The following is a 26566-nucleotide window of genomic DNA, read 5'->3' as shown; positions in this document are numbered from 1 at the left end:
GAAGGCAGATTCCAGCTTTCGCTGGAATGACGCGAAAAAACCGGGACTTTGTTTAGTGGGCAAGCCCCTTCACGATTTCCTCGACCATCTTTTTCGCGTCGGCCAGCAGCATCATTGTGTTGTCCATATAGAAGACGTCGTTGTCGACCCCGGCATAGCCTGCGCCGCCCATCGACCGCTTTACGAACAGCACCGACTTGGCATTGGCGACGTCCAGGATCGGCATGCCGTAGATCGGCGATGTCTTGTCGGTCTTGGCCGCCGGATTGGTGACGTCGTTCGCGCCGATGACGAAGGCAACGTCGGCCTGGCCGAACTCGCCGTTGATGTCCTCCAGCTCGAACACTTCGTCATAGGGGACATTGGCTTCGGCCAGCAGCACGTTCATGTGCCCCGGCATGCGGCCCGCGACGGGGTGGATCGCATATTTGACGCTGACGCCCTCCTTCTTGAGCAGGTCGCCCATCTCGCGCAACGCATGCTGCGCCTGGCTGACCGCCATGCCATAGCCCGGCACGATGATGACGCTGTCCGCCTGTTTCATCAGGAAGGCTGCGTCCTCGGCCGAACCACGCTTGTACGGACGATCGACCACCGCCCCGCCTGCGCCAGCCGGCCCCGCATCCGCGCCGAAGCCGCCCGCAATGACGCTGATGAAGCTGCGGTTCATGGCCTTGCACATGATGTAGCTGAGGATCGCGCCCGACGAGCCGACCAGCGCGCCGGTGATAATCATCGCGCTGTTGCCCAGCGTGAAGCCCATCGCGGCTGCGGCCCAGCCCGAATAGCTGTTGAGCATCGACACCACCACCGGCATGTCTGCCCCGCCGATGGGGATGATGAGCAGGAAGCCGATGGCGAAGCTGAGGCCGATGACGACCCAGAACAGCCAGGGGGCGGTCAACGTCGGTGCGGGCAGCACGAAATACCAGGCGATGAGGCCAAGGATCGCCGCCAGCGTGCCCAGGTTGATGGCGTGACGCGCAGGCAGCAGGATCGGTTTGCCCGACATGTTGCCATTCAGTTTCAGGAAGGCGATGACCGACCCGGAAAAGGTAATGGCACCGATCGCAACGCCCAGCCCCAGTTCGATCCGGCTGGCGTTGTGAATCTGTTGCGTGGCGGCATCCAAAATCCCGAATGCGCCGGGGTTGAGATAGGCTGCGGCCCCCACCAGCACCGCAGCGAGGCCAACGAGACTGTGAAAAGCGGCGACAAGCTGCGGCATGTCGGTCATCGCGATCTTGCGCGCAGTGATGAAGCCGATCACGCCGCCGATGGCGATCGCGCCGATGATTTCCGGCAGATTGGCGATGTCATGCGTGTAGAGCGTGGTGGCGACCGCAATCGCCATCCCCGCCATGCCGAACCGGTTGCCGGTGCGGCTGGTCGCGGGGCTGGAAAGCCCGCGCAACGCCAAGATGAACAGGACGCCCGCGACCAGATAGGCCAGCGCAACGAAGGGCGGAACGGAAGCAACGGCTTCGTGCATCACTTGCGCTCCTTCTTCTTGTACATCGCGAGCATCCGCTCGGTCACGGCAAAGCCACCGAAGATGTTGACGGAGGCGAACACCACCGCGAGCAGCCCCAGATATTTCGCCGCTGCGCTGCCCGCCTCAGCCGAGGCTACCAGCGCGCCGACGATGATGACGGAGGAAATGGCGTTGGTGACGGCCATCAGCGGCGTATGCAGCGCAGGCGTCACCGACCACACCACATAATAGCCCACGAAACAGGCCATCACGAAGATGGATAAAATTGATACGAAGTCCACGCCACTCCCCCCTAAGATGCTTCAGTATTCGTGCTGTCATGCTGAACTTGTTTTAGCATCCATCGGCTCTGACTGGGCAATGACGCCCATAAGCCTGCGCTAATGGACCCTGAAACAAGTTCAGGGTGACGAGCATGAGTAGTGCAAGAAGCCCCACTCACCCCAACAGCCTTTCGTTCACGACCTTGCCGCCTTGCGTAAGGCGGATGGCGATGCCGATTTCCTCGTCGAGGATGGGGGCGTTCTTTTCCTTGTCCCAGAAGGCGGAGAGGAAGTTGTAGAGGTTGCGCGAGAAAAGCGCCGACGTGTCTGCCGCGACGCGCGAGGGGACGTTGCGGTGCCCCACGATCTTGACGCCATGCTTCTCGACGACTTCGCCCGCGACCGCGCCTTCGACATTGCCGCCCGCCTCGACCGCAAGATCGACGATCACGCTGCCCGGCTTCATGCTGGCGATCTGCGCATCGCTGATGAGGCGCGGCGCGGGGCGGCCGGGGATCAGTGCGGTGGTGATGACGATGTCCTGCTTGGCGATATGCGCCGAGACCAGTTCGGCCTGCGCCGCCTTGTATTCGTCTGACATTTCGGTGGCATAGCCGCCCGATCCTTCGCCTTCGATGCCCTTCACATTCTCCACGAAGATCGCCTTGGCACCCAGCGATTCGATCTGTTCCTTCGTGGCGGAGCGCACATCGGTGGCAGAAACCTGCGCGCCCAGACGGCGTGCCGTCGCGATCGCCTGCAACCCTGCGACGCCCACGCCCATCACGAACACGCGCGCGGCGGAAACCGTGCCCGCCGCCGTCATCATCATCGGGAAGGCGCGGTCATATTCGGCAGCGGCGTCCAGCACAGCCTTGTAGCCCGACAGGTTCGATTGGGAGGAAAGAATGTCCATCGACTGCGCGCGCGTGATGCGGGGCATGAACTCCATCGCCAGCGCCTCCAGCCCCGCAGCGGCATAGCCATCCACGCGGGCGCGCTCTCCGAACGGATTGAAGCTGGCGGCAACTAGCGCACCCGGCTTCGCCCCGGCCAGCGTATCGGCCGCCGGAGCCTGCACGCCCAGCACGATGTCCGCACCCGATACGACAGCCGCACGGTCGGCGACCTGCGCACCGGCAGCGGCATAGGCATCATCGCCGATCGAGGCGGCAACGCCTGCCCCGGCCTCAACGGCGACTTGCGCGCCCAGAGCGATGAACTTCTTCACGGTCTCCGGCGTGCCGGCGACACGCCGTTCGCCTGCGGCCTGTTCCTTGACTATCGCAATTTTCAACTGGCATCCCCCAAAAGCCGCGCCGGACTAAGCTCGACCGGCTGTTCAGCATGTCCGCGCCCGACCGACGCCTGATGTCAGCTTGCGATCAGCAGGACCACGAGTGCGGTCAGGCCGACGCTGACGATCGTGCCCCATTTCATGAAGTTCAGGAAGGCGGAATAGGTCTTTTCAGCGGTCTTGATGTCACCATGCGCTGCCATTGGTCGTTCCCCTGGGAAAAATGTTCGGTCGCGCACCTCTTATCGTCAACCCGTGCCCCCCTCAACCCTGCCGCGCTTCAAAGAATCCTGTAGCACACTTAATCGCGTCTTTACCCTGTGCCGCTACGTATGTGCTCCTGATGAAAGTAAGGGGGGAATGGCGCTTGCGTGACGAAACGCCAATGCTGCTGCTGATTGACGACGAACCGGCCCAGCGGCGGCTGGTGTCGGCACTCGCGGCCCGGGCAGGCTGGCGTACGCTGTTCGCCAATGACGGCGAAACGGCGATGGCGACCCTTGGCACGCAGGACGGGTTGCGTCTGGACGCCGTGCTGATCGACCAGTGGAGCCCGGATTATGATCCGGCCGAGCTGATTCGCGACATTCGGACGCAGCGCCCCTCGCTCCCCATCCTGATCGTCACCGCGCACAACAGTGTCGCCGTCGCCGTGCAGGCGATGCGGGCGGGCGCGACCGACTATCTGGCCAAACCGATCGCGCCGGACCAGCTGCTCGCCGCGCTGAACGCCACGCTGAGTGCGCCAGCCGACAGCCGCGAATTGCGGCCGCTGACCGAAAAGATTTCCGCGCCGCTCGCCTTTGAGGAAATCGTGGGCGCAGCGCCCCAGTTCCGCGCGGCGCTGGCGGTGGCGGCAAAGGCGGCACGCGCCCGCATTCCCGTGCTGATCGAAGGCGAAAGCGGCGTCGGCAAGGATGTCGTCGCCCGCGCCATTCACGCGGCATCCCCGCGTTTTCGCCAGCGTATGGTGGCAGTCAACTGCGGCGCCATCCCCGCGAACCTGATTGAATCGGAGCTGTTCGGGCATGAACGGGGTGCGTTCACGGGGGCGTTCGATCGCCAGCCCGGCCGCTTCGTCGATGCCGATATGGGCACGATATTCCTGGACGAAGTGAGCGAGCTGCCGCTGGAAGCGCAGGTCAAGCTGTTGCGGGTGTTGCAGGATGGCGAAGTGCAGACGCTGGGCGCGCGAATGCCGGTGCATGTCGATGTGCGGGTCATCGCCGCGACCAACCGCCGATTGATCGACGAAGTGGAAGCGGGGCGCTTTCGCGAAGACCTTTATTATCGCCTGAACGTCGTGCAGGTCACCATTCCGCCGCTGCGGGACCGGTCGGCCGATATCCCCGCCCTCTGCCGTCACCTGCTGGAGCGGATCGCCGGACAGCCGGGCCTGCGCAGCCTGGGCATCACCAGCGAGGCGCTGCTCTTGCTGATGCGGCACGACTGGCCGGGCAATGTCCGTCAGTTGCAGAACGCGCTGTTCCGCGCGGCGGTGCTGTGCGAGGGCGATGCCCTGACGCCGCAGGATTTCCCGCAGATCGCCGCGCAGATCGTGACGCGTCAGACCGGCATGGGCCCGCACAGCCCGCAGACGAGCCAGCGCGAGGCGGCAGGCATTACGCTGTTCGAAAGCGACGGCCATGTGCGCCAGCTTGCGGAAATCGAGGCGGACGTCATCCGCCTTGCCATCGGCCATTATCGCGGGCGAATGAGCGAAGTGGCCCGGCGCCTGGGCATCGGCCGCTCGACGCTCTACCGCAAACTCGCCGAACTGGGCATCGATAACGCCGCCTGACGATCGCGCGGCCGCACCTGCACTGGCTGTTTCGACGCACGCGACTTGGCGTCCTCGCTGCCCTGTGCCACCATCGCCGACGACAACAATGATCGGGAGAGGGCCATGACGGACCGTTTTGCGGGGCAGAGCGCCCTGATTACCGGCGCTGCGTCCGGCATCGGCCTCGCGACCGCGCGTCGGCTGGCGCAGGAGGGTGCGGCCCGCCTGATATTATGCGACATAGACGCCGCTGCGCTGAATGAGGCGTCGGCGGAATTGCGGGGCGAGGCGCTTGTCATCGATCGACTGGCGGGCGATGTCGCCGACCCGCTGTTCTGGACCCATGCGCAGTCCACCCTGACAGGCGTGACCCTGGGGGTGGCCAACGCCGGGATCGCCGACAGCGCGCCCATCGACAGCATGGACTTTTCCGCGTGGCGCCGGGTGATGGCGATCAATCTGGACGGCGTGTTCCTGACGCTTCAGGCCCTGTTTCGGGCGATGGGCGGGCCAGGCGCGATTGTCGTCACGGCGTCGGTCGCGGGTATCAAGGCAGAGGCCAACACCGCCGCCTATGCCGCATCGAAGGCGGGCGCGCTGCACCTGATGCGGGTCGCCGCGAAGGAAGGCGCGGCCCGCGGCATCCGCATCAATGCTATCGCGCCGGGGGGTGTACGCACAGCCATCTGGGAACAGGCACCCTTTTTCAACGACTTGGCGCAGCGGCGCGGCGGCACCGAAGCGGCTTTTGCGGCCATGGGCGAGGCGACTCCGCTCGGACGCTTCGCCACGGCGGACGAAACAGCCGCGCAAATCGCCTTCCTGCTTTCCGCCGACGCCGCCATGATGACCGGATCGGTGCTGGTAAGCGACGGTGGATACCGGCTTTGAGGCAGGTCGCCGCGCGCGCCGGTTGAAATAGGCCCGGCACTATGCTTTGGCTGCATGATGCAGAAATCGCTCGCCAGCTTCGCCCTTGCCCTGCTCCTGATGTCGTGCGGGCGGCAGGAACCTGTTTCCGAAGTCCCCGACAGCGAGGCTCTGGCTGCGGCGGCCAAGGCAGCGGCCGACAATGCCGCCGAACGCATGGAAGCCAACGCCGCATCGGCCGAGGAAAGCCGCAATTACGTGAATGCGGCGCGCGGCTTTTCGCTGACGCTGCCCGAAGGCTGGGTGCGCAATGCGCAGGCCAGCACGACGGACGGCGTCGTCGCGGAAGACCCCGGCGCGGGGGCGGACATTCGCATATTCTGGTCGGCCAACAGCGATGACAAGGATTTGCAACAGATCGTGGAGGCGATGAGCGATCAGTCCGAAGGCGTGGAGGGTCGTTTCGTCGGCGCGAACGAGTATCGCGGCACCGCCAACGACGGCGAAGGGAACAACATCGCCCTGCGCCTCATCCGCAAGGCGGATGGATCGCTGGTGAGCGCGACTTTCGTCTATCCCGAACTGCTGAGCGAACAATATCAGGCCATCGGGCAAGGCGCGCTCGACAGCCTGCGGGTCTTCGACGGCGGCGCTCCGGCTGCGGCTGGCGCACCACCGGCACCAGCGCCTGCCAGTAACGCCGCTCGATAATCTATCCCGCCACCAGCGCGGCGTCGCGCAGGCCGCGCCATATGTGCAGCGCCTGCACCGTTTCAGGCACATCATGCACGCGCACCATCTGCGCGCCGAGATCGGCCGCGCGCATGGCCAGCGCCACCGAACCGCCCAACCGCTGCGCGGCGGGCGCTTCGTTGGACAGCGCGCCGATCATCCGCTTCCGGCTGCCGCCAAAGAGCAGCGGGACGCCCAGCCCGGCAAAGACCGCGAGGCGATTGACCAGCGCCAGATTGTCTGTGAGCGACTTGCCGAAGCCGAGGCCCGGATCGGCGATGATCCGCCCCCGGTCGATGCCCGCCGCCTCGCAGGCCGCGATACGTGCCTCCAGCCAGTCGAACACATCGGTGACGACATCGCCATAGCCGCCGCCGTTCGCATGCGGATCGTCGCCGGTCGATGGCGCGTGCATGAGGACGACGGGGCAGGACGCCTGCGCCACCACGTCCATACTGCGCGGGTCGTGGAGCAAGGCGCTGATATCATTGACGATGGCCGCCCCTGCCCCGAGCGCCGCCTCCATCACCGCGGCCTTGCGCGTATCGATCGACACGGGAACCCCCGATGCGGCCAGACGCGCGATGACGGGCACCACGCGGGCGATTTCGTCCCCCTCCCACAGCTTTGCCGCGCCGGGCCGGGTGGATTCGCCGCCAACATCCACGATCGCCGCGCCTGCCGCCATCATGGCAAAGCCGACATCGGCCGCTGCCTGCGGATCGCCCGCATGCTTGCCACCGTCCGAAAAGCTGTCGGGGGTAACGTTCAATATCCCCATGACCTGCGGCAGATCGAGCCGCACGATGCGCTCCCCCAGGTGCAGCGGCGGGCGAGGCGCGGCGATGCGCGCGACCAATGTGGCGGCGCGCTGCGCCAGCGGATCGGGCAGTTGCGCGGACCAGACAGTAAAGTCGACGACCGGAATCATATCGCGGAACATCCGCCGCCCGTCCGCCTGCACCGCCACGACTTCATAGGCCTGGAACCAGGACAGCCCGGTGCCGATGCGCGCCGTACGCCCATCGAGATCAACAGGGCTGTCAACAAAGCCGACGGGGCGCAGCGTCAGGCGCGCGTCAGCAGGGATCTGGGACGGGTTCATGGCCAAGGCTTAGAGGGGTTTGGCGCGCGGGGGAATTGGGCGAACAAAAAAGTCCTCCCTTTACGGGGAGGATTTGGGATTATTTGCCCCGCGCTGACCCACCACCCTGCGCCGTCTGCACGCCCGCGGGTATGGCTTTCAATGCCGCCAGGCGCGCCCGGAAAGCGGCAAGATCGCGGCCCGCGAGCTGCGCCGTCGTTGTGAAGCTGACCGAGGCGGGATTGACGGCATGCCCGTTGCGATACAGTTCGTAATGGAGATGCGGCCCGGTGGACAGGCCGCTCGACCCGACATAGCCGATCACCTGTCCGCGCCGGACCCGCTGGCCGGGAACCGAGGCGATGCGGCTCATATGGGCATAGCCGGTGGCGATGCCGCCGCCATGGCGCAGCTTCACATAATTGCCATGCCCGCCATGCCGCCCGGCATATTCGACGATACCGTCCGTCACCGCATAGATGGGCGATCCGTAATGCGCGGCAAAGTCGATCCCCGCGTGCATCCGGGTGAAGCCGAGAATGGGATGGCGGCGCATGCCGAAGCCAGACGACAGGCGACCGGATACAGGTTGCGACAGGACCCCGCGCCGTTCGCCGACGCCCGACGCCTCGAACCATTCGCTGCGGCCGCCCGACGTCCATTTCAGCAAGTCGATATCCTTGCCCCGTGCACGGTCGAGACCGGCATAGAGCAGATCGCCGACTTCGGCCTCGCCGGTTTCGGCACGACGATGGGCGACGATCATGTCGTAGCGGTCGCCTGCCCCCACCGCGCCGATCGCGATCTGCTGCGACAGGGTCCGCAGGAAAGCCTGGATCGCCTTGGGCGGCGCACCCGCGGCACGGGCCGAGCGGTAGATGCTGTCGCCAACGGTGCCCCGGATACGCAGCGGCGTATCATCGACGCGGATCGGAATGCGCTGAGCCACCAATGCGCCGTTGACGCGCCGGATGTCGATCGCCAGATCGAGCCGGGCGCGGAACGACAGGCTTTCGAGGGGGCGGGGCATGGCGCGGCTGGTACGGCGGCCAAGCACGATGTCGAGGCGTGTGCCGGGCCGCAGCGCCGCGTCGCGCATGTCGAGACCGGTCAGGCCAATCACCCGGCCGGCATCGCTGCTGCTCACACCCGCGCGGGAAAGGGCACGGGCGAAGCTGTCGCCGCTGCCGATCTGCGCGGTCAATTCGATTTGCGGACGTTCCGGCGTTTCGCGCAGGTTCGATACGGCGTCGGTCGCACCCATGTGCCGCCCGCTGTCTGCGCCCATCGCCAGCGGCGTAATCATCTGGCTGCGCACTTCATCGAACTGGCGCGCGTCCATCATCGGTTCGGGCGCACCGGGAATAGGATCAAAACCGGGCGAGAGCGCAATGGCACCCGCACATAGAGCGGTGCAGGTCGCGAGGCCGCGGAACCATGTGAGACTGCCGACACGCTGGCCCAAATCGGGGACAAGATCGACATCCTCGGCCCAGTCGCGCAGGCGTGTGCGCCATTCGCGCGTTTCGGTCAGCGGTCCCGGACTGGCGATGGCGCCGGACAGCCACAGCGAGGCGCTGGCGCCTCCATGGGCGGACCCGAACTCGCTTTTCTGAAACAAACCGGCAACCCCCCGGAACTTCGTTCTGCTGTTGCCAACGGCCCCCGCGCCGTGACATTGGGATTACGCTTGTGAACACATAAGGTTAAAGTCAATTTAATAGCCGGACGGAGGAACCGATTCTGCGGCGAACCGTGCCGGATAGCCGTTCGGTACGGCACCCGACGGCAAAGTCGACGCCTGACACGAAACGCCCTTGCGCCGTCCCTGCCCTTCCCCGACATAAGCGCATGGCCCAGTTCGCCCGATCCGCCGTCACTGCCGTGCTCGGCCCGACCAACACCGGGAAAACGCATCTGGCGGTCGAGCGTTTGTGCGGGCATTCCAGCGGCATGATGGGCTTTCCGCTGCGGCTGCTGGCGCGTGAAGTCTACGACCGGGTGGTCACGATCAAGGGGCGGGAGAGCGTCGCCCTGATTACCGGCGAGGAGAAAATCTGCCCGCCCAAGGCGCGCTATTTCCTGTGCACAGCGGAAAGCATGCCGACCGACGGCGACTTTGCTTTCGTCGCCCTGGACGAGGCGCAGCTTGGCGCGGACCCGGAGCGGGGCCATGTGTTCACCGATCGGCTGCTGCGCGCACGCGGGCGCGAGGAGACGATGATCCTCGGCTCCGCCATCATCGCTCCGCTTGTCCGCAAGCTGGTGCCCGAGGCCGAGATCATCGGCCGCCCCCGCTTTTCGACGTTGAGCTATGCAGGCGCGAAAAAGCTTTCCCGCCTGCCCAAACGCTCCGCGATCGTCGCCTTTTCGGCGGAGGAAGTCTATGCCGTGGCCGAGATGCTCCGGCGGTTTCGCGGCGGCGCAGCGGTGGTGATGGGCGCGCTCTCCCCCAGCACCCGCAATGCGCAGGTGAAGATGTTCATGGAAGGCCAGGTCGATTATCTGGTCGCGACCGACGCGATCGGCATGGGCCTCAATCTCGACGTATCGCATGTCGCCTTTGCCGTGCTGCGCAAGTTCGACGGGCATCGCACCCGTCGGCTTTCCATTACCGAAATGGCGCAGATCGCCGGGCGCGCGGGGCGGCATCACCGCGACGGCACATTCGGATCACTGGGCGGCGAAGGCAGCGACGCGGCCTTTACGCCCGAGGAAATCGAGGCGATCGAGGCGCATCGCTTTCCGCCACTCGACATGCTCTACTGGCGCGACGGGGCACCACGGTGCGACACGCTGGACGGGCTGATCGCCGATCTGGAAGCGCGGCCGGAGGCCCCGCAGTTGCGCGCCGCACACGAAGCGGTCGATCTGGCCGTGCTGAAACGCATGGCCGACGACCCGCTGGTGCGCGAGCGCGCGCGCAACCGGCAGCAGGTGGCGCGCCTGTGGTCAGCCTGCGGACTGCCCGATTTCCAGAAACTGGGGTCGGACCATCATGCGCGGATGGTGGCGCGGCTGTGGCGCTTTCTGTCCGAAGGAAAAGGTTATATTCCGCGCGACTGGTTCGCGCAGCATCTCGCGCGGCTGGACAGTGTAGTGGGCGATATCGACACGCTGTCCGGGCGAATCGCCGCCGTCCGCACCTGGGCCTATATCGCGCATCGTCCCGACTGGCTCGAACATCCCGCAGAAATGGCGGAGCGCACGCGGGCGCTGGAAGAAAAGCTCTCCGACGCACTGCATGCCGCACTCAGGCAACGGTTCGTCGACAGGCGTACTGCTGTATTACTACGCGATATCGGTCAGAACATCACGCAACTGCCGGTAACCATTGATGGTAACGGCGCGGTAAGCGTGGACGGCGAAAGCATCGGGCGGCTTGACGGATTTCGTTTCTCGGTCGATCCCGATGCACGCGGGGGTGACAGGCGGATGCTGCTCGCTGCTGCGGAGAAACGACTTGGGGCGATATTGCGCGTGAAAGCCGACGAATTGCTGGCGGCGGAGGATGCCGCCTTTCTGCTGGCGCCGGGGGCAGCCGAAGCGCCCGCCCTGTTCTGGAATGGCACGGCGATCGCCACCTTGCATGCCGGGCCGACGCTGACAGCACCGGAAATCCGCCTGGATCGCGCGCTTCAGGGCCTGGGGCAGGATATCCAGAAGCGCGTGAGCGAGCGCCTGTCCGCCTGGATGGCGGCGCAACAGGAACGGCATATCCTGCCGCTGGTGCGGATGGCGGCGGCGGCCATCGACCCCGAAACGCCTGCGGTGGTGCGCGGCTTTTTCGCGCAACTGGCAGATGCGGGCGGCATCAGCGCGCGTATCGATCTCGATCCGGCACTGGCCCCGCTCGACAAGACGGAACGCTACCGCATCCGGCGGGCGGGGATCACCATCGGTGTTCTCGACATCTTTCATCCCGGCTTGCTGAAGCCCGGTGCGGCGCTATGGCGGATGGCGCTGGGCTGTGCGCGCCGCGGCACCCCGATGTTGCCGCTGCCCGCCGCCGGGGCGACACTACTGGTGATCGACGATGCGCAGGCGCAGGCAGGCGCGCGCCAATCCGGCTTCCGCGATTTCGGTGGCCAGCATGTGCGCATCGACATGGCAGAACGCATGGCTTGCGCCGCGCATGAGACGATTGCGAAGGGTGAACCTTTCGTGGCGGCGGACCCGCGCATCGTTTCGCTCGGGCTGCATGAACCGGGGTTTCTGGACCTGATGCGCGAGGCCGGTTTCCGCGCGGTGGACGCCGCAGAGGGTGGGCCCAACTGGGTGTTTCGCGGCCGGCAGAAGGCCCGGGCACATCAGCAAGGACCGCGCGCGGGAGGCAAGGCCGAACGCTCCCGCACCGATCGCAAGAGCGCCGATCGCAAGGGCGGTACAGGGGCACCGGATGCGGCAGCGCCCCCTTCCCCGCCGTCGGCATCCGCGCCATCCCCGTCGGCCGCCTCGCCCTTTGCCGGGCTTGCCGATCTGCTGGGGCGCAATGGCTGAACGATCCGATGCCGTCCGGTCGCAGGGCACAGGCGCGGCCAGCCCGACGCAGCGCATCGACAAATATCTCTGGTTCGTGCGCCTCGCCAGCAGCCGCAGCCAGGCGCAGAAGCTGGCCGAGGCCGGTTACATGCGCCTCAACGGTCGCCGCGTCGATCGCGCCCACGCCCCCGTGCGGCCGGGCGACCTCATCACCTTTCCCAGCGGAACACAGGTCCGCGTTGTGCGGGTCAGCGCCCTTCCCCACCGGCGCGGACCAGCGGTGGAGGCCCGGACCTGCTACGAAGAAATAGTTGTGGGCTCGTGAGGGAATAGAGCGCCTTTTTGATATCCAGCCAGCTTGACGCAAGGCAAGGGCCAGCATAGCAGAGCGCATCGGACCCAGGGAAAAGGCCCCACTGATGACCTATGTCGTGACCGACGCATGCATCCGCTGTAAATATATGGATTGCGTCGAAGTATGCCCCGTCGACTGTTTCTACGAAGGCGAGAACATGCTGGTCATCAATCCGAGCGAGTGCATCGACTGCGGCGTGTGCGAACCTGAATGCCCGGCCGAAGCCATTTTGCCCGATACCGAAAACGGGCTGGAGAAGTGGTTGGAGCTGAACACGACCTTCTCCGCACAATGGCCCAACATCACGACAAAGGGCGAAGCGCCTGCCGATGCCGACGCCTACAAGGGCGAAGAAGGCAAGTTCGAGAAGTATTTTTCCGCAGAGCCAGGCACCGGCGACTGAGGCGGAAACAACCGCTGCAAAGCATTGCAAAAGCCGGTCGATGCGCAGGCTGGTAATTTTATTACGAATCTGCTACATGATGAGAAGCAGCGGGTGCCGTCGCGCCCGTGTGGAGTAAAATCGTCCCATGATCCTCAGGTGACGTTGCGGTCCGGCCGCATGCATTTCCCCTAATGTCCATGTGGTGCGCAACATCGGTTTCTCCATTGTGATGGAAAGGTTCCAAATGGCTGCCAAGGCGCTGTCCTTTGACGTCGGTGATTATGTCGTTTATCCCAAGCATGGCGTTGGCCGTGTGATCGAATTGCAGAAAGAGCAGATCGCGGGCATGGAGCTGGAACTCTATGTCCTGCGCTTCGAAAAGGAACGCATGACGTTGCGCGTTCCCACGAACAAGGCCGAAGGTGTCGGCATGCGCAAGCTGTCTTCGAACAAGACGCTCGAAGAGGCCATGGAAACGCTGAAAGGCAAGCCCAAGGTCAAGCGGACCATGTGGTCGCGCCGCGCGCAGGAATATGAAGCGAAGATCAATTCGGGCGACCTCGTGTCGATCGCCGAAGTGACGCGCGACCTGTTTCGCGCCGACGATCAGCCCGAGCAGAGCTATTCCGAGCGGCAGATTTTCGAAGCGGCCTCCAGCCGTCTCGCCCGCGAACTTGCCGCGATGGAAGAGACGGATGAGCCGGGTGCGCTCAAGAAGATCCTGCAGATTCTCAACGAAGCCGCGCCGAAATATAACAAGGAAAAGGTCGACTGACAGTCGGCCCCGACCGTACCAGACAAGAAGGGCGCCCCGCGAGGCGCCCTTTTTCGTTGCCCATGCAGCCGCAGGGCCGATACCCGGCCAATATTTCGCCTTGCATGCCCGTTCCTTCACTGTATTATATTCGCAATACAGATGAGGAGATGCCGGATGCCGCGACGCTTCATTCCCGCCCTGATGATGGGGGGCCTTGCCGTGGCGTTGTCGGGCTGTTCGGAAAGCGGGGCGCAATCCATGGTCGGCACGCGCGCTGCGACGGCCGATCTGTCCGACCTGCGTGACTTTGCAGGTGTCGAAGCGGCCGGACCGGACACCGTGATTGTCAGCGTCGGCCCGGCCTTCAACGTGACGGCCCAGGGCGATCCCGAAGCCTTGAAGCGTATCGAAATCGGGGTGAAGGACGGCGTGCTCCATATCGGCCGCAAGCCGCGCGTCGGCGGCATGGATCGCCAGCCGGACAAGGGCGCGACGATCCGTGTCGCCATGCCCGCGCTGGCGTCGGCATCGCTGGCGGGTTCGGGCGATATGACGGTCGACCGGGCACAGGGCGACACGCTCGACCTGTCGCTGACGGGTTCCGGCAATCTGGCGGTGGCCACTGCCAAGGTGCGGACGCTCAAGGCCGGTGTCACCGGATCGGGCGATATGCGGATCAGCGGAACCGCGGGCACGGCATCTTTGTCCGCCACCGGATCGGGCGGCATCGACGCAGCCGCTCTGAAGGCGGGAAGCGGCGACATCAATATGCTGGGATCGGGTGACGCCCGCCTTGCATCCGACGGCACCGTCGCGGTTCATATCATGGGATCGGGCAACGCCGATGTGATCGGCAAGGCCAAATGCACGGTCGCAGCGATGGGATCGGGCAAGGCGCGATGCAGCGGATAATGGCCCGATTGCCGCGGAGGGTGGCTTGCACTCCGTTCAGGCCATGATCCGCGCCGCTCTCATCATCGCGTTCGCCGCGCTACCGGTGCCCACGCTCGCCGCGACGCAGACTTACACGATTACCCGCTTTGACAGCGTTCGGCTGGATGCGCCGATTCGCGTCGCCATCACCAGCGGCAAAGGGGTGACCGCCAGCGGCGAAGGCGACCGCGAGGCACTGGACCGCATCGACATGAAAGTGTCGGGCAACAGCCTTGTGATCCGCATGAAACCCAGGCCATCGGGCCAGAAGGGCGGCGGCGGGCCGGTGACACTGCGGCTGTCGACGGACGATGTGCGGCGCGCGACGCTGACCGGTGGCGGATCGCTCAGCATCGACAGGATGAAGGGAACGCGCGGTGATATCATGCTGGGCGGCGGCGGCGACCTCACGATCGGCGCAGTCGCGCTCGACCAGTTCAACATCCTGCTGTCCGGCAGCGGGCGCGTGACCGTGGCGGGCAAGGCGGGGCGGACCGACGTGCGCGTTTCCGGCCCAGGTACGCTCTCGGCGGAGGCGCTGACGGCACGCGATGCGCGGCTGACCAATGAAGGCACGGGCAGCATCGCAATCACCGCATCGGCAACGGCCGATGTGCGCGCCTATGGATCAGGAGACGTCATCGTGAGCGGCAAGGCGGCGTGCACCGTGGTCCACAACGGCGCGGGCCGGGTGCTGTGCGGTGGGGACGAGCGTTAGGCTGGGTGCACGAAGCAAGGATCAGCCCATCTACCCCGTTCGCCCTGAGCCTGTCGAAGGGCCATGCTGAGCCGCAGGCGAAGCATATACTTCACTTCGTTCAGTAAAGCCCTTCGACAGGCTCAGGGTGAAAGGCTCTGATCTTGTGTTGCGCCCCTAAACCCTGTCCGCCTGCACCACGATATCCAGCGCGCGGAGGGCGGATAATATCCGCATGAGATGCTGCGCGTCGCTGACTTCCAGGTCGATGACGTCCGTATGAAACGGTCCTTCGCGGTTCACCAGTTGCAGGTTGAGGATGTTCGCCTTGTTCGCGCCGAAGATGTTGGCGACGGCGGCAAGGGCACCTGGTTGATTCTTGACGATAATGGCAAGACGCGCCGTGCCGCCCTTGGACTTGGCATCCCAGGCCAGATCGACCCAGTCGGCATCCTGCCCGCTTTCCAGTTTCGGGCAGTCGATCGTATGGACTTCGATGGGTTCGCCGGTGATGCGAATGCCGACGATGCGGTCGCCCGGCACGGGGTGACAGCATTCGCCCAGATGATAGGCGATGCCGGGCGTCAGCCCCCGGATGGAAACCGGCTCATGCTGGCGCGGATGCGCTTCCTCCGCCCCTTCCGCCGTGGTCGATCCGGGGATCAGGGCCTCCATCACTTCGGCATCGGTAACGCGGTGTGTTGCTATGGCGATCATCAGTGCCGCCCGGTCCTCCAGCTTCAATCGCTTGATCCCCGCGGCGATCCCCTTGTCGCCGATCTCGACCGGCAGGCGGCCCACGATTTCCTCGAACAGCTTTTCGCCCAGCGCAATCTGTTCGCCGCGCTGCTTGTTGCGGATGTACCGGCGGATGGCGGCACGCGCCTTGCCGGTGACCACGAACGTCAGCCAGCCGGGTTGCGGTTCCTGCCCGTCGGACTTCAGAATCTCGACCTGATCGCCATTTTCAAGGCTGGTGCGCAGCGGCACCACGCGTCCGTTGACTTTCGCGCCGACCGTTTGATTGCCCAGCCGGGTGTGAACGGCATAGGCAAAATCGACCGGCGTCGCGCCTTTGGGCAACTGGTGCAACTCGCCCTTGGGCGAAAAGGCGAAGATGCGATCCTGATACATCGCCATGCGGGTATGTTCGAGCAGTTCGTCGGCGTCCTGGCTCTGCTCCAGTATCTCGATCAGATCGCGCAGCCAGCCGGCCTGCCCGTCGGGCCGCTTCATCTTGCCATCGGCCGACTGCTTATAGGCCCAGTGTGCGGCAAGGCCGAACTCGCTGTCACGATGCATGTCCTGACTGCGAATCTGCACCTCTATACGCGCATTTTCCCCATGGATCACCGTCGTATGGATCGATCGATAGCCGTTGCGCTTGGGCGTTGAGATATAATCCTTGAACCGGCCGGGCACCATCTTGAACTTCTGATGGATGACGCCGAGCGCCCGATAGCAATCCTCAGGGCTTTCCGTGATGACGCGAAAGGCCATGACATCGGTCAACTGCTCGAAGCTGATGTGCCGCTCCTGCATCTTCCTCCAGATGGAGAAAGGATGCTTTTCCCGGCCCGAGACCGTGACGCGCACGTCGCTGCTGCCCAGCAGAAGCTGAAGGCCGGATGCGATTCGCGCCACCTTGTCCCCGCCGCCTTCCTTCAGCTGCTCCAGCCTTCGGGTGATGCTGCCATAGGCGTCGGGTTCCAGCTCGCGGAACGCCAGCAACTGCATTTCGCGCATGAAATCATACATGCCGATCCGTTCGGCGAGCGGCGCGTAGATATCCATCGTTTCGCGGGCGATGCGCCTGCGCTTGTCGGGATTCTTGATGAAGTGCAGCGTCCGCATATTGTGCAGCCGGTCGGCGAGCTTCACCAGCAGAACCCGGATATCGTCGGACATCGCGAGCAGAAACTTGCGCAGATTTTCCGCCGCGCGTTCGTTTTCGGACTGCGCCTCGATCTTGCTGAGCTTCGTAACGCCGTCGACGAGGCGCGCGACATCCTTTCCGAACGCCGCCTCGATCTCTTCATAAGTGACGAGCGTATCCTCGATCGTGTCGTGCAGAAGCGCCGTCACGATGGTCTGGTCATCCAGATACAGATCGGTCAATATGCCAGCGACTTCAATCGGATGGCTGAAATAGGGGTCGCCGCTGGCGCGTTTCTGGCTGCCATGTTTCTGCACCGAAAAGACATAGGCGCGATTGATCATCGCCTCGTCCGCATCCGGATCATAGCGTTTTACCCGCTCGACAAGCTCATACTGGCGTAACATCACTGTCCGTTGTGCGGACTAGGGCCGGTTTCGCAACAAAAATATCTGGATCGCCAAGGTTAAGCGCCCATCAACATTCCCGCAGCTAAGGATTGTTTTTTGCAACTTTGCCCGTTTTGGTTTATTATTTCCGGTTATGACAAAGCAGCTACATGACGCGTTCGATCAATGCCCGCTTCCCCAGGCGTTGGAGGCGATGGGAGAACGGTGGTCGTTCATGATCATGCGAGGCGCGATCAGCGGTCTCAAGCATTTTGAAGAGTTCCAGTCGCAACTGAACATCGCCCGCAACATCCTGGCCAACCGGCTGGCCCGGCTGGTGGAAAAAGGCATATTGTCGCGCGAGCCGATGCAGTGCGATCGGCGCAAGGTGGAATATCGGATAACGCAAAAAGGCAAGGAACTGGCGCCGGTGATGATCGCACTGCGCCAGTGGGGCGAAAAATGGGAGTGCGGCGTTCCTTCGAAACCTGTGCTGTGCGACAAGCGCGACGGCCTCCCCATCCAGCCGATGCAGATTCGCGCGCATGACGGGCGTGTTTTGACCATCGACGACCTGATGTGGCTGTTTCCTGACGATTATCACGTCGATCTGGGCGAGCTGACGAAAGACCTTGCGGCCTGACGAAGGACCGCGCCCCCTTCTCGCCTTCCTGAAAACTCGCTAAGCCTGCCGCATGTCGGTCAATCCCCTGCAACCGCAACCCTTTTTCGCGGACAAGAACCGGGCTTTCTGGAACTTGCAGACATTGGGCTGGCTGGGGGCTTTCGGCCTGCGCGGGGCCTCGGGCGTGGCCAATGGGCAGGACCTGTCATTTCTGGTGCCGGTGCTGATTTCGACGGTGACCGGCTATTCCGTCACGCTGCTGATGGGCGTCATCTTTCGCGCGCTGCTGAAGCAGCGGCCGCTTATCACCTGGGGTGTATCGATCATCGTGGTGGTTGCGGCGGCGGCGCTCTGCGCATTCATCGACGCATGGGTGTTCGCGACGCAGAATCAGTCGAGCGCAACGGCGGGACTGCAACTGTTTCTGGGGGCCTTCTATCTCGCGGTGACCTTGCTCGGCGCCTGGTCGGCGCTCTATTATGCGATCAACTTCTACCTGACGGTCGAGGAACAGGCCGATCAGTTGCAGCGCCTCGAACTACAGGCGAGCAACGCCCAGCTCGCGATGTTGCGATACCAGCTGAATCCGCATTTCCTCTTCAATACGCTCAACAGCATTTCGACGCTGGTGCTGCTGAAACAGACCGACAGGGCGAATGCCATGCTTTCGCGCCTGTCCTCCTTCCTGCGCTACACCCTCATCAACGAGCCGACCGCGCAGGTGACGCTGGAGCAGGAAGTCGAGACGCTCAAGCTCTATCTGGAAATCGAGAAAATGCGGTTCGAGGAGCGGCTGCGCCCTACGTTCAGCATCGATCCGGCCGTGGCGCATGCCCGCCTCCCCTCTCTGCTCCTCCAGCCGCTGGTCGAAAATGCCATCAAATATGCCGTGACACCCAAGGAGGAAGGCGCGGAAATCACCGTCATGGCGCAGCCTGCCGGTGAAAACGTCCGTATCGTCGTATCCGATACGGGTCCGGGATTGAACGAAATCACTGTCCGGCCAAGTCTGTCCACAGGCGTCGGGCTGGCGAACATCCGCGACAGGCTGTTTCAGGCTTATGGGGAACGGCACAGCTTCGATGCGCGTTCCACACCCGGAGGCGGATTTTCGGTCACCATCGAAATGCCGCTGATAACGGAAGATTCAACGAAAGTGGCTGCATGACAATCAGAACGATCCTCGTCGATGATGAGAGCCTTGCCATTCAGGGCATGACACTCCGCCTCGAAGCGCATGAGGATGTCGAAATCATCGAAACCTGCCAGAACGGTCGCGAGGCGATCCGCGCGATCAAGACACACAAGCCCGATCTCGTCTTTCTCGACATCCAGATGCCCGGGTTCGACGGCTTTTCGGTGGTGCAGGGCATGATGGAAATCGAGCCGCCGCTGTTCATTTTCGTGACGGCCTATTCGGACCATGCCATCCGCGCGTTCGAGGCGCAGGCAGTCGATTATCTCATGAAGCCGGTCGAGCCGGATCGCCTGGCCGATGCGCTGGACCGCGTGCGCCAGCGCCTGAACGAAAAGCGGCAGGTTCAGGAAGTCGAACGGCTGCGCGAGGTGCTGGCCGAAGTCGCCCCACAAGCGATGAGCGATTTTGCGCCCGAAGAGGACGGCCATGCCGCCAGCCGCTACGAAAAACTCATCAACATCAAGGATCGCGGCCAGATATTCCGCGTCGATGTCGACAGCATCGAGCGGATCGACGCGGCGGGCGATTACATGTGCATTTACACCGCGGACAATTCACTGATCCTGCGCGAGACGATGAAGGATCTGGAGAAGCGGCTGGACCCCCGCAATTTCCAGCGCGTCCACCGGTCCACCATCGTCAACCTGTCGCAGGTTCGGCAGGTAAAGCCCCACACCAACGGCGAATGTTTCCTTGTGCTGGAAAGTGGCGCGCAGGTGAAGGTCAGCCGCAGCTACCGCGACGTGGTGGCACGGTTCGTACATTAAGAAACTTGACGACCAGACTTTGACCTGATGGCTTAGCTCAATAGCCGAATGTCAGACTGGAGAAGATCGTGTCGAAGTCGGCGCGGGGATGGACGATCGGCTGAGTCCAAACCACGCCCAGCCGCCATTCGCCGCGTTTCTCGAACTGGACTTGCGCCCGGCCCTGCGCGTCGGTGATGACCGGGGTGCCGTGGCCCGCGGCGCGGTGCAGCGGTTCCAGGACCACACTCGCGCCCGCCAGCGGCCTGCCAAGATAATAGACGCGCACCGGAAGCGCCTCATTGGCGGCAAGCGCATAAGGGTTTTTTTCCGGCACGATTTCCAAGGTCAGCCCCAGCGGGCGCGTCACTTGATCGGTGATCGCCGTGCCGACCTGAACCAGCGCCTTCGCGCGGCGCGAATAAAGCTCGCGTCCGCGCGCGGCGCTCGTGCCATCGGCCTTGCGCTTTTCAAGCGCGGGAGTCAGCCCTTCATGTTCGGCGTAGGCGGTAAACTCATCGGCGGGCAAGTCGCTTTCAGCCTGATGGCTGACGAAGGCCAGAACATGTGTCCCTTCACCACGCAAGGTGACGCTGGCGCCGCCCGCCTTCGTTTCGGTGCTGAGCCGGACCCCGGCGAGATGATCGGCTACGCCGCCGGGTCCGATGCTCTGCAAGGCCACGATCTTGTGCCAGCGGGTTTCCCAATGCTCGACTTCGGTCGGGTCGCCGATCAGGAACTGGAGATCGAACGCCTGTCCGTCGGTTTGGCGATAGCGGGGGATATCGATCCAGAAATCATGTGCAGCAGCGGGAACAGCACCCAGCAGGGCAAAGGCGAATAGCAGGTAATGGCGCATGATTATCCCCGTATCTTTCGCCCGACAGTAGATCGCACCGTCCGTTCGCCCATAGGGCAAATACCCCATGCAAGGGTAGACCCGTTACCGAAACACCCACTGCCGGTTGAGCACGAACACGATGGCCGGTGTCACGAAGACAAAGGCCGGGATCGGCGACCATTCTGGCCAGCCAAGCGTCGTGACGCACAGCCAGACCCAGAAGGCGTTGATGCCGAGGCTGACCAGCGAAACGGCAACGAACCGTATGGCGCGGCGGGCGCTGCGATCCTCCCGCGCGTCGTCGGGAAAGGAATAAGCGCCGTGCAGCACATAGCCCGCGATCACCGCGACGCAAAATCCTGCGACCAGCGCGATTTGCGGATGCAGGCCGATTGGCGCGGCCAGCGTCCAGTAGATCGCCGCCTGGATCGCCGTCACCGCCAGCCCGGTCAGGCCATAGCGTATCACCTGCCAGACGAGGGCGCGGCGCTGCGGCGCGGATGCTCCCAAGATTTTCACGACGCACCCCTTTGCGCTTTGCGTGCGGCGGTCTAATCCCAAGCCCGGCCAATGGGAAGCGGGATGATGGACAGTGCAAACAGCATGACGAGCCTGTGGCATGACCGCATCCGCCCGCACGTCACGCGCGTGTCCGCCTATGCCGACGAAAACTGGAAATGGCTGACGTTCCTTGCCTGGGTCGGCATCGCCGCCTTCTACATCGTTGCGCGCTGGCAGCAGGTCCATTGGATGGTGCTGAGCGATACCGATGACAATATCCGCTATGTCCAGGTGAAGGATTGGCTGGCGGGGCAAGGCTGGTTCGACCTTAGCCAGCACCGGCTGGACCCGCCGGTCGGCGCCAACATCCACTGGTCGCGGCTGGTGGACCTGCCGATCGCGGGACTGATGCTGTTCTTCCGCTTCTTCACCGATACAGGGACGGCGGACCGGCTGGCCTGCGCGATCGCGCCGCTGCTGCCGCTGCTGCCGATGATGCTGGGCCTTGCCTTCATTGTCCGGCGGCTGGCGGGCGGCAATGCCTGGATCGTCGCGATCCTCGCGCCGCTGGCCGCGCAAATGGGTCTGAGCATGTATATGCCGATGCGGATCGACCATCATGGCTGGCAACTGGCGCTGACCGTGGCGATGCTGGCGGGCATGGTCGACCGCAACTGGCTGCGCGGCGGGATCGTCGCCGGGCTTTCCAGCGCGCTGTCGATTGCGATCGGCATGGAGATGATCGTCTATCTCGCTGCGGCCGGAGCGATCGTCGCGCTGCGCTGGGTGTTCAAGGATGGCGCGGCGCGACGGATGCGGCCCTATGCGCTCAGCCTGGGCGGGGGCACGGGCCTGCTGTTCGTGACGACCGCCAGCTATGCCAATCGCGCGCCGGTTTGCGATGCGCTCTCGCCGGTGTGGGTCGCGATATTGGGAGCGGCGTCCGGTGGCATGCTGCTGCTGACCCTGCTGCCGCTGAAAAGCTGGCCGCAGCGGCTGGCGGCGGGCGCGCTTGTCGGCCTTGCCGTCGGCCTGTTCGCATGGGTGAACTGGCCGCAATGCCTTTCGGGCGCCTATCAGCTCTCCCCCGAACTGCAAAAGCTGTGGCTGGCCAATATCCGCGAGGCGAAGCCGATCACGGCGCAGGCACGCAGCGTGGTCATTCCGCTGCTGGCGCTGCCGGTGACGGCGGTGATCGGCGCGCTGATCGCATGCTGGCAGGTCCGGCGCGATACCGAGGCTTTGTGGGCCTGGGCGACGGTAACGCTGATGACGCTATTCGCCGTCGCCCTGTTGTTCTGGCAATTGCGGGCTGGCCCGGCGGCACAGTTTCTGGCCATCCCAGCGGCGGCATGGGCGACATGGACGGCCGGGCGCGCCCTGGTGCTGGGGCGACCCGTGTGGCGACTGGTCGGCGGCGTTGCCATCCTGCTGGTCGTCGCTGTCCTCTTTTCCTATCAGCTTTACCCCAAGGCCAACCGGCTGATCGCGGATATTACCGGCGCGAAGCCCGCCCCGCCCCCACGCCCGTTCATCGCGAAACGCACGGCGGCCATCCGCAAGGCGAACGGCCAGTGCCGGTCTGCCCCTGCGCTCAAGGTGCTCGATCAGTTGCCGTCGTCGACGATCTTCACACTGGTCGATCTTGGCCCCCGCCTGATCGCGACGACGCATCACCGTGCGATCGCCGGACCCTATCACCGCAATGGCGACGCCATCTTGGCGATCCATCATGCGATGGATGGCCCGCCCGAAGGATTCCGGGCCATCGCCGCTCGGCATTTCGCCCGCTATCTGCTGGTCTGCCCCAATTTCCCGGAAGCCACCGTTTATCAGGCCCGCAGCCCCCGCGGCTTCTACGCGCAACTGATGCGGGGAAAAGTGCCCGCCTGGCTGACACTCGTGAACCTCAACGTCGGCTATACCTGGCCCTACCGCATCTATCGCATCGACTATGCAGCGCCCGACGACTTAGCGACGGGCAGCGAAAAAGCCGCGCAGTAGGGCAGCGGCGGCATCTTCCCCGATACCGCCATAGACATCCGGCCGATGCAGGCACTGCGGATGGGCAAAGACCCGCGCGCCATGATCGACACCGCCGCCCTTGGGGTCGGCCGCGCCATAATAGACGCGGGCGATTCGCGCATGGGCGATGGCCCCTGCACACATCGCGCATGGTTCAAGCGTCACCCACAGGTCGCAATCGACAAGACGATAATCGCCCAGTTGCGCCGCAGCGGCGCGTATAGCGATGATCTCGGCATGGGCGGTCGGGTCATTGTCCCGCCGGTTACGGTTCTCGCCTTGCCCGATCACTGCTCCCGCCCGCACGACGACCGCACCGACAGGCACTTCGCCCGCCGCCCCCGCGGCACGGGCAAGATCGAGCGCCTGGTGCATGAAGGGAGGCGTGGGGAAAGGCGCGGGCACCCAGCCTGTTTAGAGGCAAAGGGATGCGAACCGCAATTGGCCAGCTTACCGTTTCCTGGCGAAGGTCATCGCCATCCGACGAGCGCAGACCCGATATGTCTGTCAGTCCCGCGAAGGCGGGAATGACGACGCGCTTTGCCTGACCCTATTGTTGAGGCATCGCGAGGGCCGGGGACGGCGTTGCGAGTTCAATTCACTCCGGCTTGCGCACAGCCACCGTCGGCACTTCCACCGTTTCGTTGCGGGTGCCGACTTCCACCTTCACGACGTCCGCCTTGTACGACGGCAATGTGCCTTGTTCCACCGCGATGGCAGGAAGCTTCGCGTCGCGGGTCTGCTCGACCTTCAGCAGGCCAAAGGCCATTGCGCCCCCGACAAGCACCACGGCCACCAGCAGCAGGCCAAATATGAACCTTATCATCCGATCCTCCATCCATTATAGACAGCTTAACGCAGATCAGGTGCGAAGGTTGCTGATCGCTTGGGTCTACCCCAAGCCAAGGGTTGACGCGCACGCCCGATCGGGCTATCCGCGCCGCTTTCCGGGCACAGGCCCGACACCCTGAACCTTCAAGACGTATAAGGCTGAACGATATGTCGCGTATCTGCGAACTGACCGGCAAGACCCGCCAGGTGGGCCACAATGTGTCCCATGCGAACAACAAGACCAAGCGCGTGTTCCTGCCCAACCTGCAGAACGTCACGCTGATTTCCGAGTCGCTCGAAAAGAGCGTGAAGCTGCGCGTGTCGACCAACGGCCTGCGGTCGGTCGAGCATGTCGGCGGCCTGGACAACTGGCTGCTCAAGACCAATGATGAGAAGCTGTCGCTCAAGGCGCAGCGCCTGAAGCGCGAAATCGCCAAGAAGGCGAGCGCCGCCGCCTGATCGGCTGCGAATCGCCTGAGTGATAAAGAGGGCGGCCTTCGGGTCGCCTTTTTTATTGTCCCGGATCGTCCGGCAGCGCGAACTTCAGCAGCAGGCTGCGCTGAAAGAACTGGTGGTTGTCGTCCGATGCGATCCAGAGAATCCGTCGTCCGTTTTCGCGCGATAGCGCCAGTGCCTCGAAATTGTCGGCAAGGAGCGGCGGGGCGAAGCGAGCGATGTCGCGAGGGACGAGCACCGCCCCTGCGCGCAGCGGCGGCAGCTTCACGAGCGACAGGACAGCGGTGAACCCTTCGTGCAGGGTGACGCGACGGTTGAGCACCAGCAGCCTATCATGATCGAGCGCCACGGCATCGGTCGCACGATAGCCCTGCGGCGGGCGGTAGCTGAGGCGCAGCGGCGGCACACTGCTGCGGTCGGCGGGATCTTGCTGAAACAGCAATACATCGGTGCCGACGCCGCCCGGCCCATAGGCATATTCGGAAAACAAAAGGAAGCGTCCGTCGGGCAGGCGGGCCATCGCCTCGCCGCCGCCGGTATCGGGCCAGGCGGCGACAGCGGGCCAGACCCGGCACGCTTCCACCCGCGCATAGCCGGGGGCATAGCGGCAGACGCGCTGGATCAGCTCAAAGGAGACCCAGTAGCGGCCCGTCGCCGGATCATAGGCCTGCGCTTCGGAATCCCATTTCCAGCCCGGCCAGTTCCTTTCCGCCCGGAACACCGGCAGCGGCGCAATGAAACCGCGCGCTTTTCCGGGCGTGAAACCCAGCAGCATGCCCGAATCGCTCAGCGCCAGCAGACTGCCGTCCGGCATCGCCCGCAACGAGGATATGCCGCCGAAGTCATCATGATCGCTGCGCAGCGCCCAGCCACCCAGATAGCGCAGCGGACCGAGCAATGTGCGGGCCGGATCGCTGCTGTCGAGAGCAAGCGGCTGCGCCGTCACAGCGATCAACCCGGCGACGCGCGGGCCGCTCTTGTTGGGCGGCGGCGGCGACAGCAGCGCCACGGCGAGCAGCAGGATGAGGGCAATGCGCGACATCGGCCCAAGCCGATAGGGCATCGCCGAAAGGGAAAACAGCGAAAAGGTTTCGATACCGCCCAATACTCCCCTTGCAGGGGAGGCGGCAGGCGGAGCCTGACGGAGGGGTGTCTTATCCTATCGAGAGCGGGACCCCCCTCCACCGCCCTGCGGGCGGTCCCCCTCCCCTCTACGGGGAGGATTGGGGCGTTTAGCCTGCATCATGAACGCCAGCTAACTGAACGACCGCTGTCAGCCATGTTCAGCCAGCCCTCAACGCGACTCGCGCATAACGGCTTCATCGAGAGACACAGTGATTCGGAATAATCACTCTCCCGATGAGAGTTTGAACAAGGAGTAACGCCATGAAGAAGTCTGCTTTCCTCAACATGGGTGCTGCGCTTGCAATGGGCGTTGCATCTTTCGTGGCCGTTTCGGCCCCCGCCAGCGCGCAAAGCTATCGCGGCTACGACCGGGGTTATGATCGGGGCGATTATTATCGCGGCGACAATTTCCGGGGCGACCGCGGCTATCGCGGCGACCGCTATTATCGCAATAACGGCGCGTACCGGAACAACGGCTATTATCGCGGCAACAACCGCAACGCCTTTCGCTGCCGTGACAACGGCACCGGCGGTACGATCATCGGCGCGATTGCCGGCGGCCTTCTGGGCAACGAAGTTGCCGGACGTGGTGACCGCACCACAGGCGCGATCCTCGGCGCGGGCGTCGGCGCTCTGGCCGGTCGTGCGATCGACAAGAACAACGGTCGTCGCTGCTAAGCCCGACACGTAACCCGACGACCAATATCGTCGCAAACAACCGGAAGGCCAGCCTCGCGAGGGGCTGGCCTTTTTGCTATGCGTGTAATAAAGTTTCGATACGCGGTAACATTCCATCAGCGTCTGACGACCGCGTTCTGGA

At 64.1% G+C, this 26566-nt stretch carries 27 protein-coding genes; 15 read left to right on the top strand and 12 right to left on the bottom strand.

Annotated features, from left to right (window positions below; all coding sequences use genetic code 11):
• Positions 1–52: 52 nt before the first annotated feature.
• The 4 genes from ENE74_RS08140 to ENE74_RS08125 form a co-directional block, all read right to left on the bottom strand.
• The gene (locus ENE74_RS08140; RefSeq protein WP_127690354.1) at positions 53–1492 is read right to left on the bottom strand and encodes an NAD(P)(+) transhydrogenase (Re/Si-specific) subunit beta; all 1440 of its coding nucleotides are present in this window, start codon (positions 1490–1492) and stop codon (positions 53–55) included.
• Positions 1492–1776 (bottom strand): NAD(P) transhydrogenase subunit alpha part 2, encoded by a 285-nt coding sequence (locus tag ENE74_RS08135; RefSeq protein ID WP_104952160.1) that lies wholly within the window; start codon positions 1774–1776, stop codon positions 1492–1494. Before ENE74_RS08135 ends, ENE74_RS08140 begins: the two co-directional genes overlap by 1 nt.
• A gap of 157 nt (positions 1777–1933) precedes the next feature.
• Positions 1934–3055, bottom strand: coding sequence for an NAD(P) transhydrogenase subunit alpha (locus tag ENE74_RS08130; RefSeq protein WP_127690353.1), 1122 nt, complete (start codon positions 3053–3055; stop codon positions 1934–1936).
• Between the two features lie 77 nt (positions 3056–3132).
• Positions 3133–3258, bottom strand: coding sequence for an aa3-type cytochrome c oxidase subunit IV (locus tag ENE74_RS08125; RefSeq protein WP_127690352.1), 126 nt, complete (start codon positions 3256–3258; stop codon positions 3133–3135).
• Positions 3259–3440: 182 nt separating this feature from the next.
• Here ENE74_RS08125 and ENE74_RS08120 point away from each other — a divergent pair, with 182 nt between their 5' ends.
• The 3 genes from ENE74_RS08120 to ENE74_RS08110 all read left to right on the top strand — a co-directional run bounded on the left by ENE74_RS08120 (position 3441) and on the right by ENE74_RS08110 (position 6419).
• Positions 3441–4856, top strand: coding sequence for a sigma-54-dependent transcriptional regulator (locus ENE74_RS08120; RefSeq protein WP_241241919.1), 1416 nt, complete (start codon positions 3441–3443; stop codon positions 4854–4856).
• 105 nt (positions 4857–4961) lie between these two features.
• Positions 4962–5729, top strand: coding sequence for an SDR family NAD(P)-dependent oxidoreductase (locus tag ENE74_RS08115; RefSeq protein WP_127690350.1), 768 nt, complete (start codon positions 4962–4964; stop codon positions 5727–5729).
• 54 nt (positions 5730–5783) lie between these two features.
• The gene (locus tag ENE74_RS08110; protein WP_127690349.1) at positions 5784–6419 is read left to right on the top strand and encodes a hypothetical protein; all 636 of its coding nucleotides are present in this window, start codon (positions 5784–5786) and stop codon (positions 6417–6419) included.
• Position 6420: 1 nt separating this feature from the next.
• On the opposite strand, the gene folP is transcribed toward ENE74_RS08110, so the two are convergent.
• Both folP and ENE74_RS08100 read right to left on the bottom strand, forming a co-directional pair.
• Complete coding sequence (folP, locus tag ENE74_RS08105; protein ID WP_127690348.1) at positions 6421–7545, bottom strand: dihydropteroate synthase; 1125 nt, start codon at positions 7543–7545, stop codon at positions 6421–6423.
• Between the two features lie 79 nt (positions 7546–7624).
• Positions 7625–9145, bottom strand: a complete 1521-nt coding sequence (locus ENE74_RS08100; RefSeq protein ID WP_127690347.1) for a M23 family metallopeptidase — start codon at positions 9143–9145, stop codon at positions 7625–7627.
• Between the two features lie 230 nt (positions 9146–9375).
• Between ENE74_RS08100 and ENE74_RS08095 the strand changes: the two genes are divergently transcribed.
• The 6 genes from ENE74_RS08095 (at position 9376) to ENE74_RS08070 (ending at position 15154) form a co-directional block, all read left to right on the top strand.
• Positions 9376–12024 (top strand): helicase-related protein, encoded by a 2649-nt coding sequence (locus ENE74_RS08095; protein ID WP_127690346.1) that lies wholly within the window; start codon positions 9376–9378, stop codon positions 12022–12024.
• Positions 12017–12331, top strand: coding sequence for an RNA-binding S4 domain-containing protein (locus ENE74_RS08090; protein WP_127690345.1), 315 nt, complete (start codon positions 12017–12019; stop codon positions 12329–12331). The genes ENE74_RS08095 and ENE74_RS08090 overlap by 8 nt, the downstream gene beginning before the upstream one ends.
• A 94-nt stretch (positions 12332–12425) precedes the next feature.
• The gene (gene fdxA / locus ENE74_RS08085) at positions 12426–12764 is read left to right on the top strand and encodes a ferredoxin FdxA (RefSeq protein WP_127690344.1); all 339 of its coding nucleotides are present in this window, start codon (positions 12426–12428) and stop codon (positions 12762–12764) included.
• Positions 12765–12990: 226 nt separating this feature from the next.
• Positions 12991–13521 carry a CarD family transcriptional regulator gene (locus ENE74_RS08080; protein ID WP_127690343.1) on the top strand — a complete coding sequence of 177 codons (531 nt, stop codon included), beginning with the start codon at positions 12991–12993 and terminating at the stop codon, positions 13519–13521.
• A gap of 156 nt (positions 13522–13677) precedes the next feature.
• Complete coding sequence (locus ENE74_RS08075; RefSeq protein ID WP_164847411.1) at positions 13678–14415, top strand: head GIN domain-containing protein; 738 nt, start codon at positions 13678–13680, stop codon at positions 14413–14415.
• 43 nt (positions 14416–14458) lie between these two features.
• Positions 14459–15154 (top strand): GIN domain-containing protein, encoded by a 696-nt coding sequence (locus tag ENE74_RS08070; RefSeq protein WP_127690629.1) that lies wholly within the window; start codon positions 14459–14461, stop codon positions 15152–15154.
• Positions 15155–15310: 156 nt separating this feature from the next.
• Here ENE74_RS08070 and ENE74_RS08065 read toward each other — a convergent pair whose 3' ends face one another.
• Positions 15311–17416 carry a RelA/SpoT family protein gene (locus ENE74_RS08065; RefSeq protein WP_127690341.1) on the bottom strand — a complete coding sequence of 702 codons (2106 nt, stop codon included), beginning with the start codon at positions 17414–17416 and terminating at the stop codon, positions 15311–15313.
• Between the two features lie 136 nt (positions 17417–17552).
• Between ENE74_RS08065 and ENE74_RS08060 the strand changes: the two genes are divergently transcribed.
• From ENE74_RS08060 to ENE74_RS08050, 3 genes are read left to right on the top strand one after another with little or no spacing between them, the layout of a single operon-like run.
• Positions 17553–18041 (top strand): winged helix-turn-helix transcriptional regulator, encoded by a 489-nt coding sequence (locus ENE74_RS08060; protein ID WP_127690340.1) that lies wholly within the window; start codon positions 17553–17555, stop codon positions 18039–18041.
• Between the two features lie 52 nt (positions 18042–18093).
• Positions 18094–19191 carry a sensor histidine kinase gene (locus ENE74_RS08055; protein WP_127690339.1) on the top strand — a complete coding sequence of 366 codons (1098 nt, stop codon included), beginning with the start codon at positions 18094–18096 and terminating at the stop codon, positions 19189–19191.
• Positions 19188–19988, top strand: coding sequence for a LytR/AlgR family response regulator transcription factor (locus ENE74_RS08050; protein ID WP_127690338.1), 801 nt, complete (start codon positions 19188–19190; stop codon positions 19986–19988). Before ENE74_RS08055 ends, ENE74_RS08050 begins: the two co-directional genes overlap by 4 nt.
• A gap of 37 nt (positions 19989–20025) precedes the next feature.
• Here ENE74_RS08050 and ENE74_RS08045 read toward each other — a convergent pair whose 3' ends face one another.
• Together ENE74_RS08045 and ENE74_RS08040 are read right to left on the bottom strand one after the other, a co-directional pair.
• Complete coding sequence (locus tag ENE74_RS08045; protein ID WP_164847410.1) at positions 20026–20826, bottom strand: DUF4198 domain-containing protein; 801 nt, start codon at positions 20824–20826, stop codon at positions 20026–20028.
• A gap of 84 nt (positions 20827–20910) precedes the next feature.
• Positions 20911–21327: a GtrA family protein gene (locus tag ENE74_RS08040; protein ID WP_127690336.1), complete on the bottom strand. Its 417-nt coding sequence runs from the start codon at positions 21325–21327 to the stop codon at positions 20911–20913.
• An 84-nt stretch (positions 21328–21411) separates the two neighbouring features.
• Here ENE74_RS08040 and ENE74_RS08035 point away from each other — a divergent pair, with 84 nt between their 5' ends.
• On the top strand, positions 21412–23313 hold the full coding sequence (locus ENE74_RS08035) for a hypothetical protein (protein ID WP_127690628.1): 1902 nt from the start codon (positions 21412–21414) through the stop codon (positions 23311–23313).
• On the opposite strand, the gene tadA is transcribed toward ENE74_RS08035, so the two are convergent.
• Together tadA and ENE74_RS08025 are read right to left on the bottom strand one after the other, a co-directional pair.
• Positions 23281–23739: a tRNA adenosine(34) deaminase TadA gene (gene tadA, locus ENE74_RS08030; protein ID WP_127690335.1), complete on the bottom strand. Its 459-nt coding sequence runs from the start codon at positions 23737–23739 to the stop codon at positions 23281–23283. The two genes, ENE74_RS08035 and tadA, sit on opposite strands and share 33 nt — an antisense overlap.
• Positions 23740–23932: 193 nt before the next feature.
• Entirely contained in the window at positions 23933–24160 is a 228-nt protein-coding gene (locus ENE74_RS08025; RefSeq protein WP_338142983.1) for a hypothetical protein, read from the bottom strand.
• 173 nt (positions 24161–24333) lie between these two features.
• Here ENE74_RS08025 and rpmB point away from each other — a divergent pair, with 173 nt between their 5' ends.
• Entirely contained in the window at positions 24334–24624 is a 291-nt protein-coding gene (gene rpmB / locus ENE74_RS08020; RefSeq protein WP_127690334.1) for a 50S ribosomal protein L28, read from the top strand.
• A 52-nt stretch (positions 24625–24676) separates the two neighbouring features.
• On the opposite strand, the gene ENE74_RS08015 is transcribed toward rpmB, so the two are convergent.
• The gene (locus ENE74_RS08015; protein WP_127690626.1) at positions 24677–25663 is read right to left on the bottom strand and encodes an esterase-like activity of phytase family protein; all 987 of its coding nucleotides are present in this window, start codon (positions 25661–25663) and stop codon (positions 24677–24679) included.
• Between the two features lie 344 nt (positions 25664–26007).
• On the opposite strand from ENE74_RS08015, the gene ENE74_RS08010 reads away from it, so the two are divergent.
• Positions 26008–26424 (top strand): glycine zipper 2TM domain-containing protein, encoded by a 417-nt coding sequence (locus ENE74_RS08010; RefSeq protein WP_127690333.1) that lies wholly within the window; start codon positions 26008–26010, stop codon positions 26422–26424.
• Positions 26425–26566: the final 142 nt, after the last annotated feature.

Origin of the sequence: Sphingobium algorifonticola (assembly GCF_004005485.1) — a bacterium.
Taxonomy (GTDB): Bacteria; Pseudomonadota; Alphaproteobacteria; order Sphingomonadales; family Sphingomonadaceae; genus Sphingobium; species Sphingobium algorifonticola.
The sequence above is the reverse complement of the archived record's forward strand: the minus strand, read 5'-3'. Positions and strand labels throughout refer to the sequence as shown.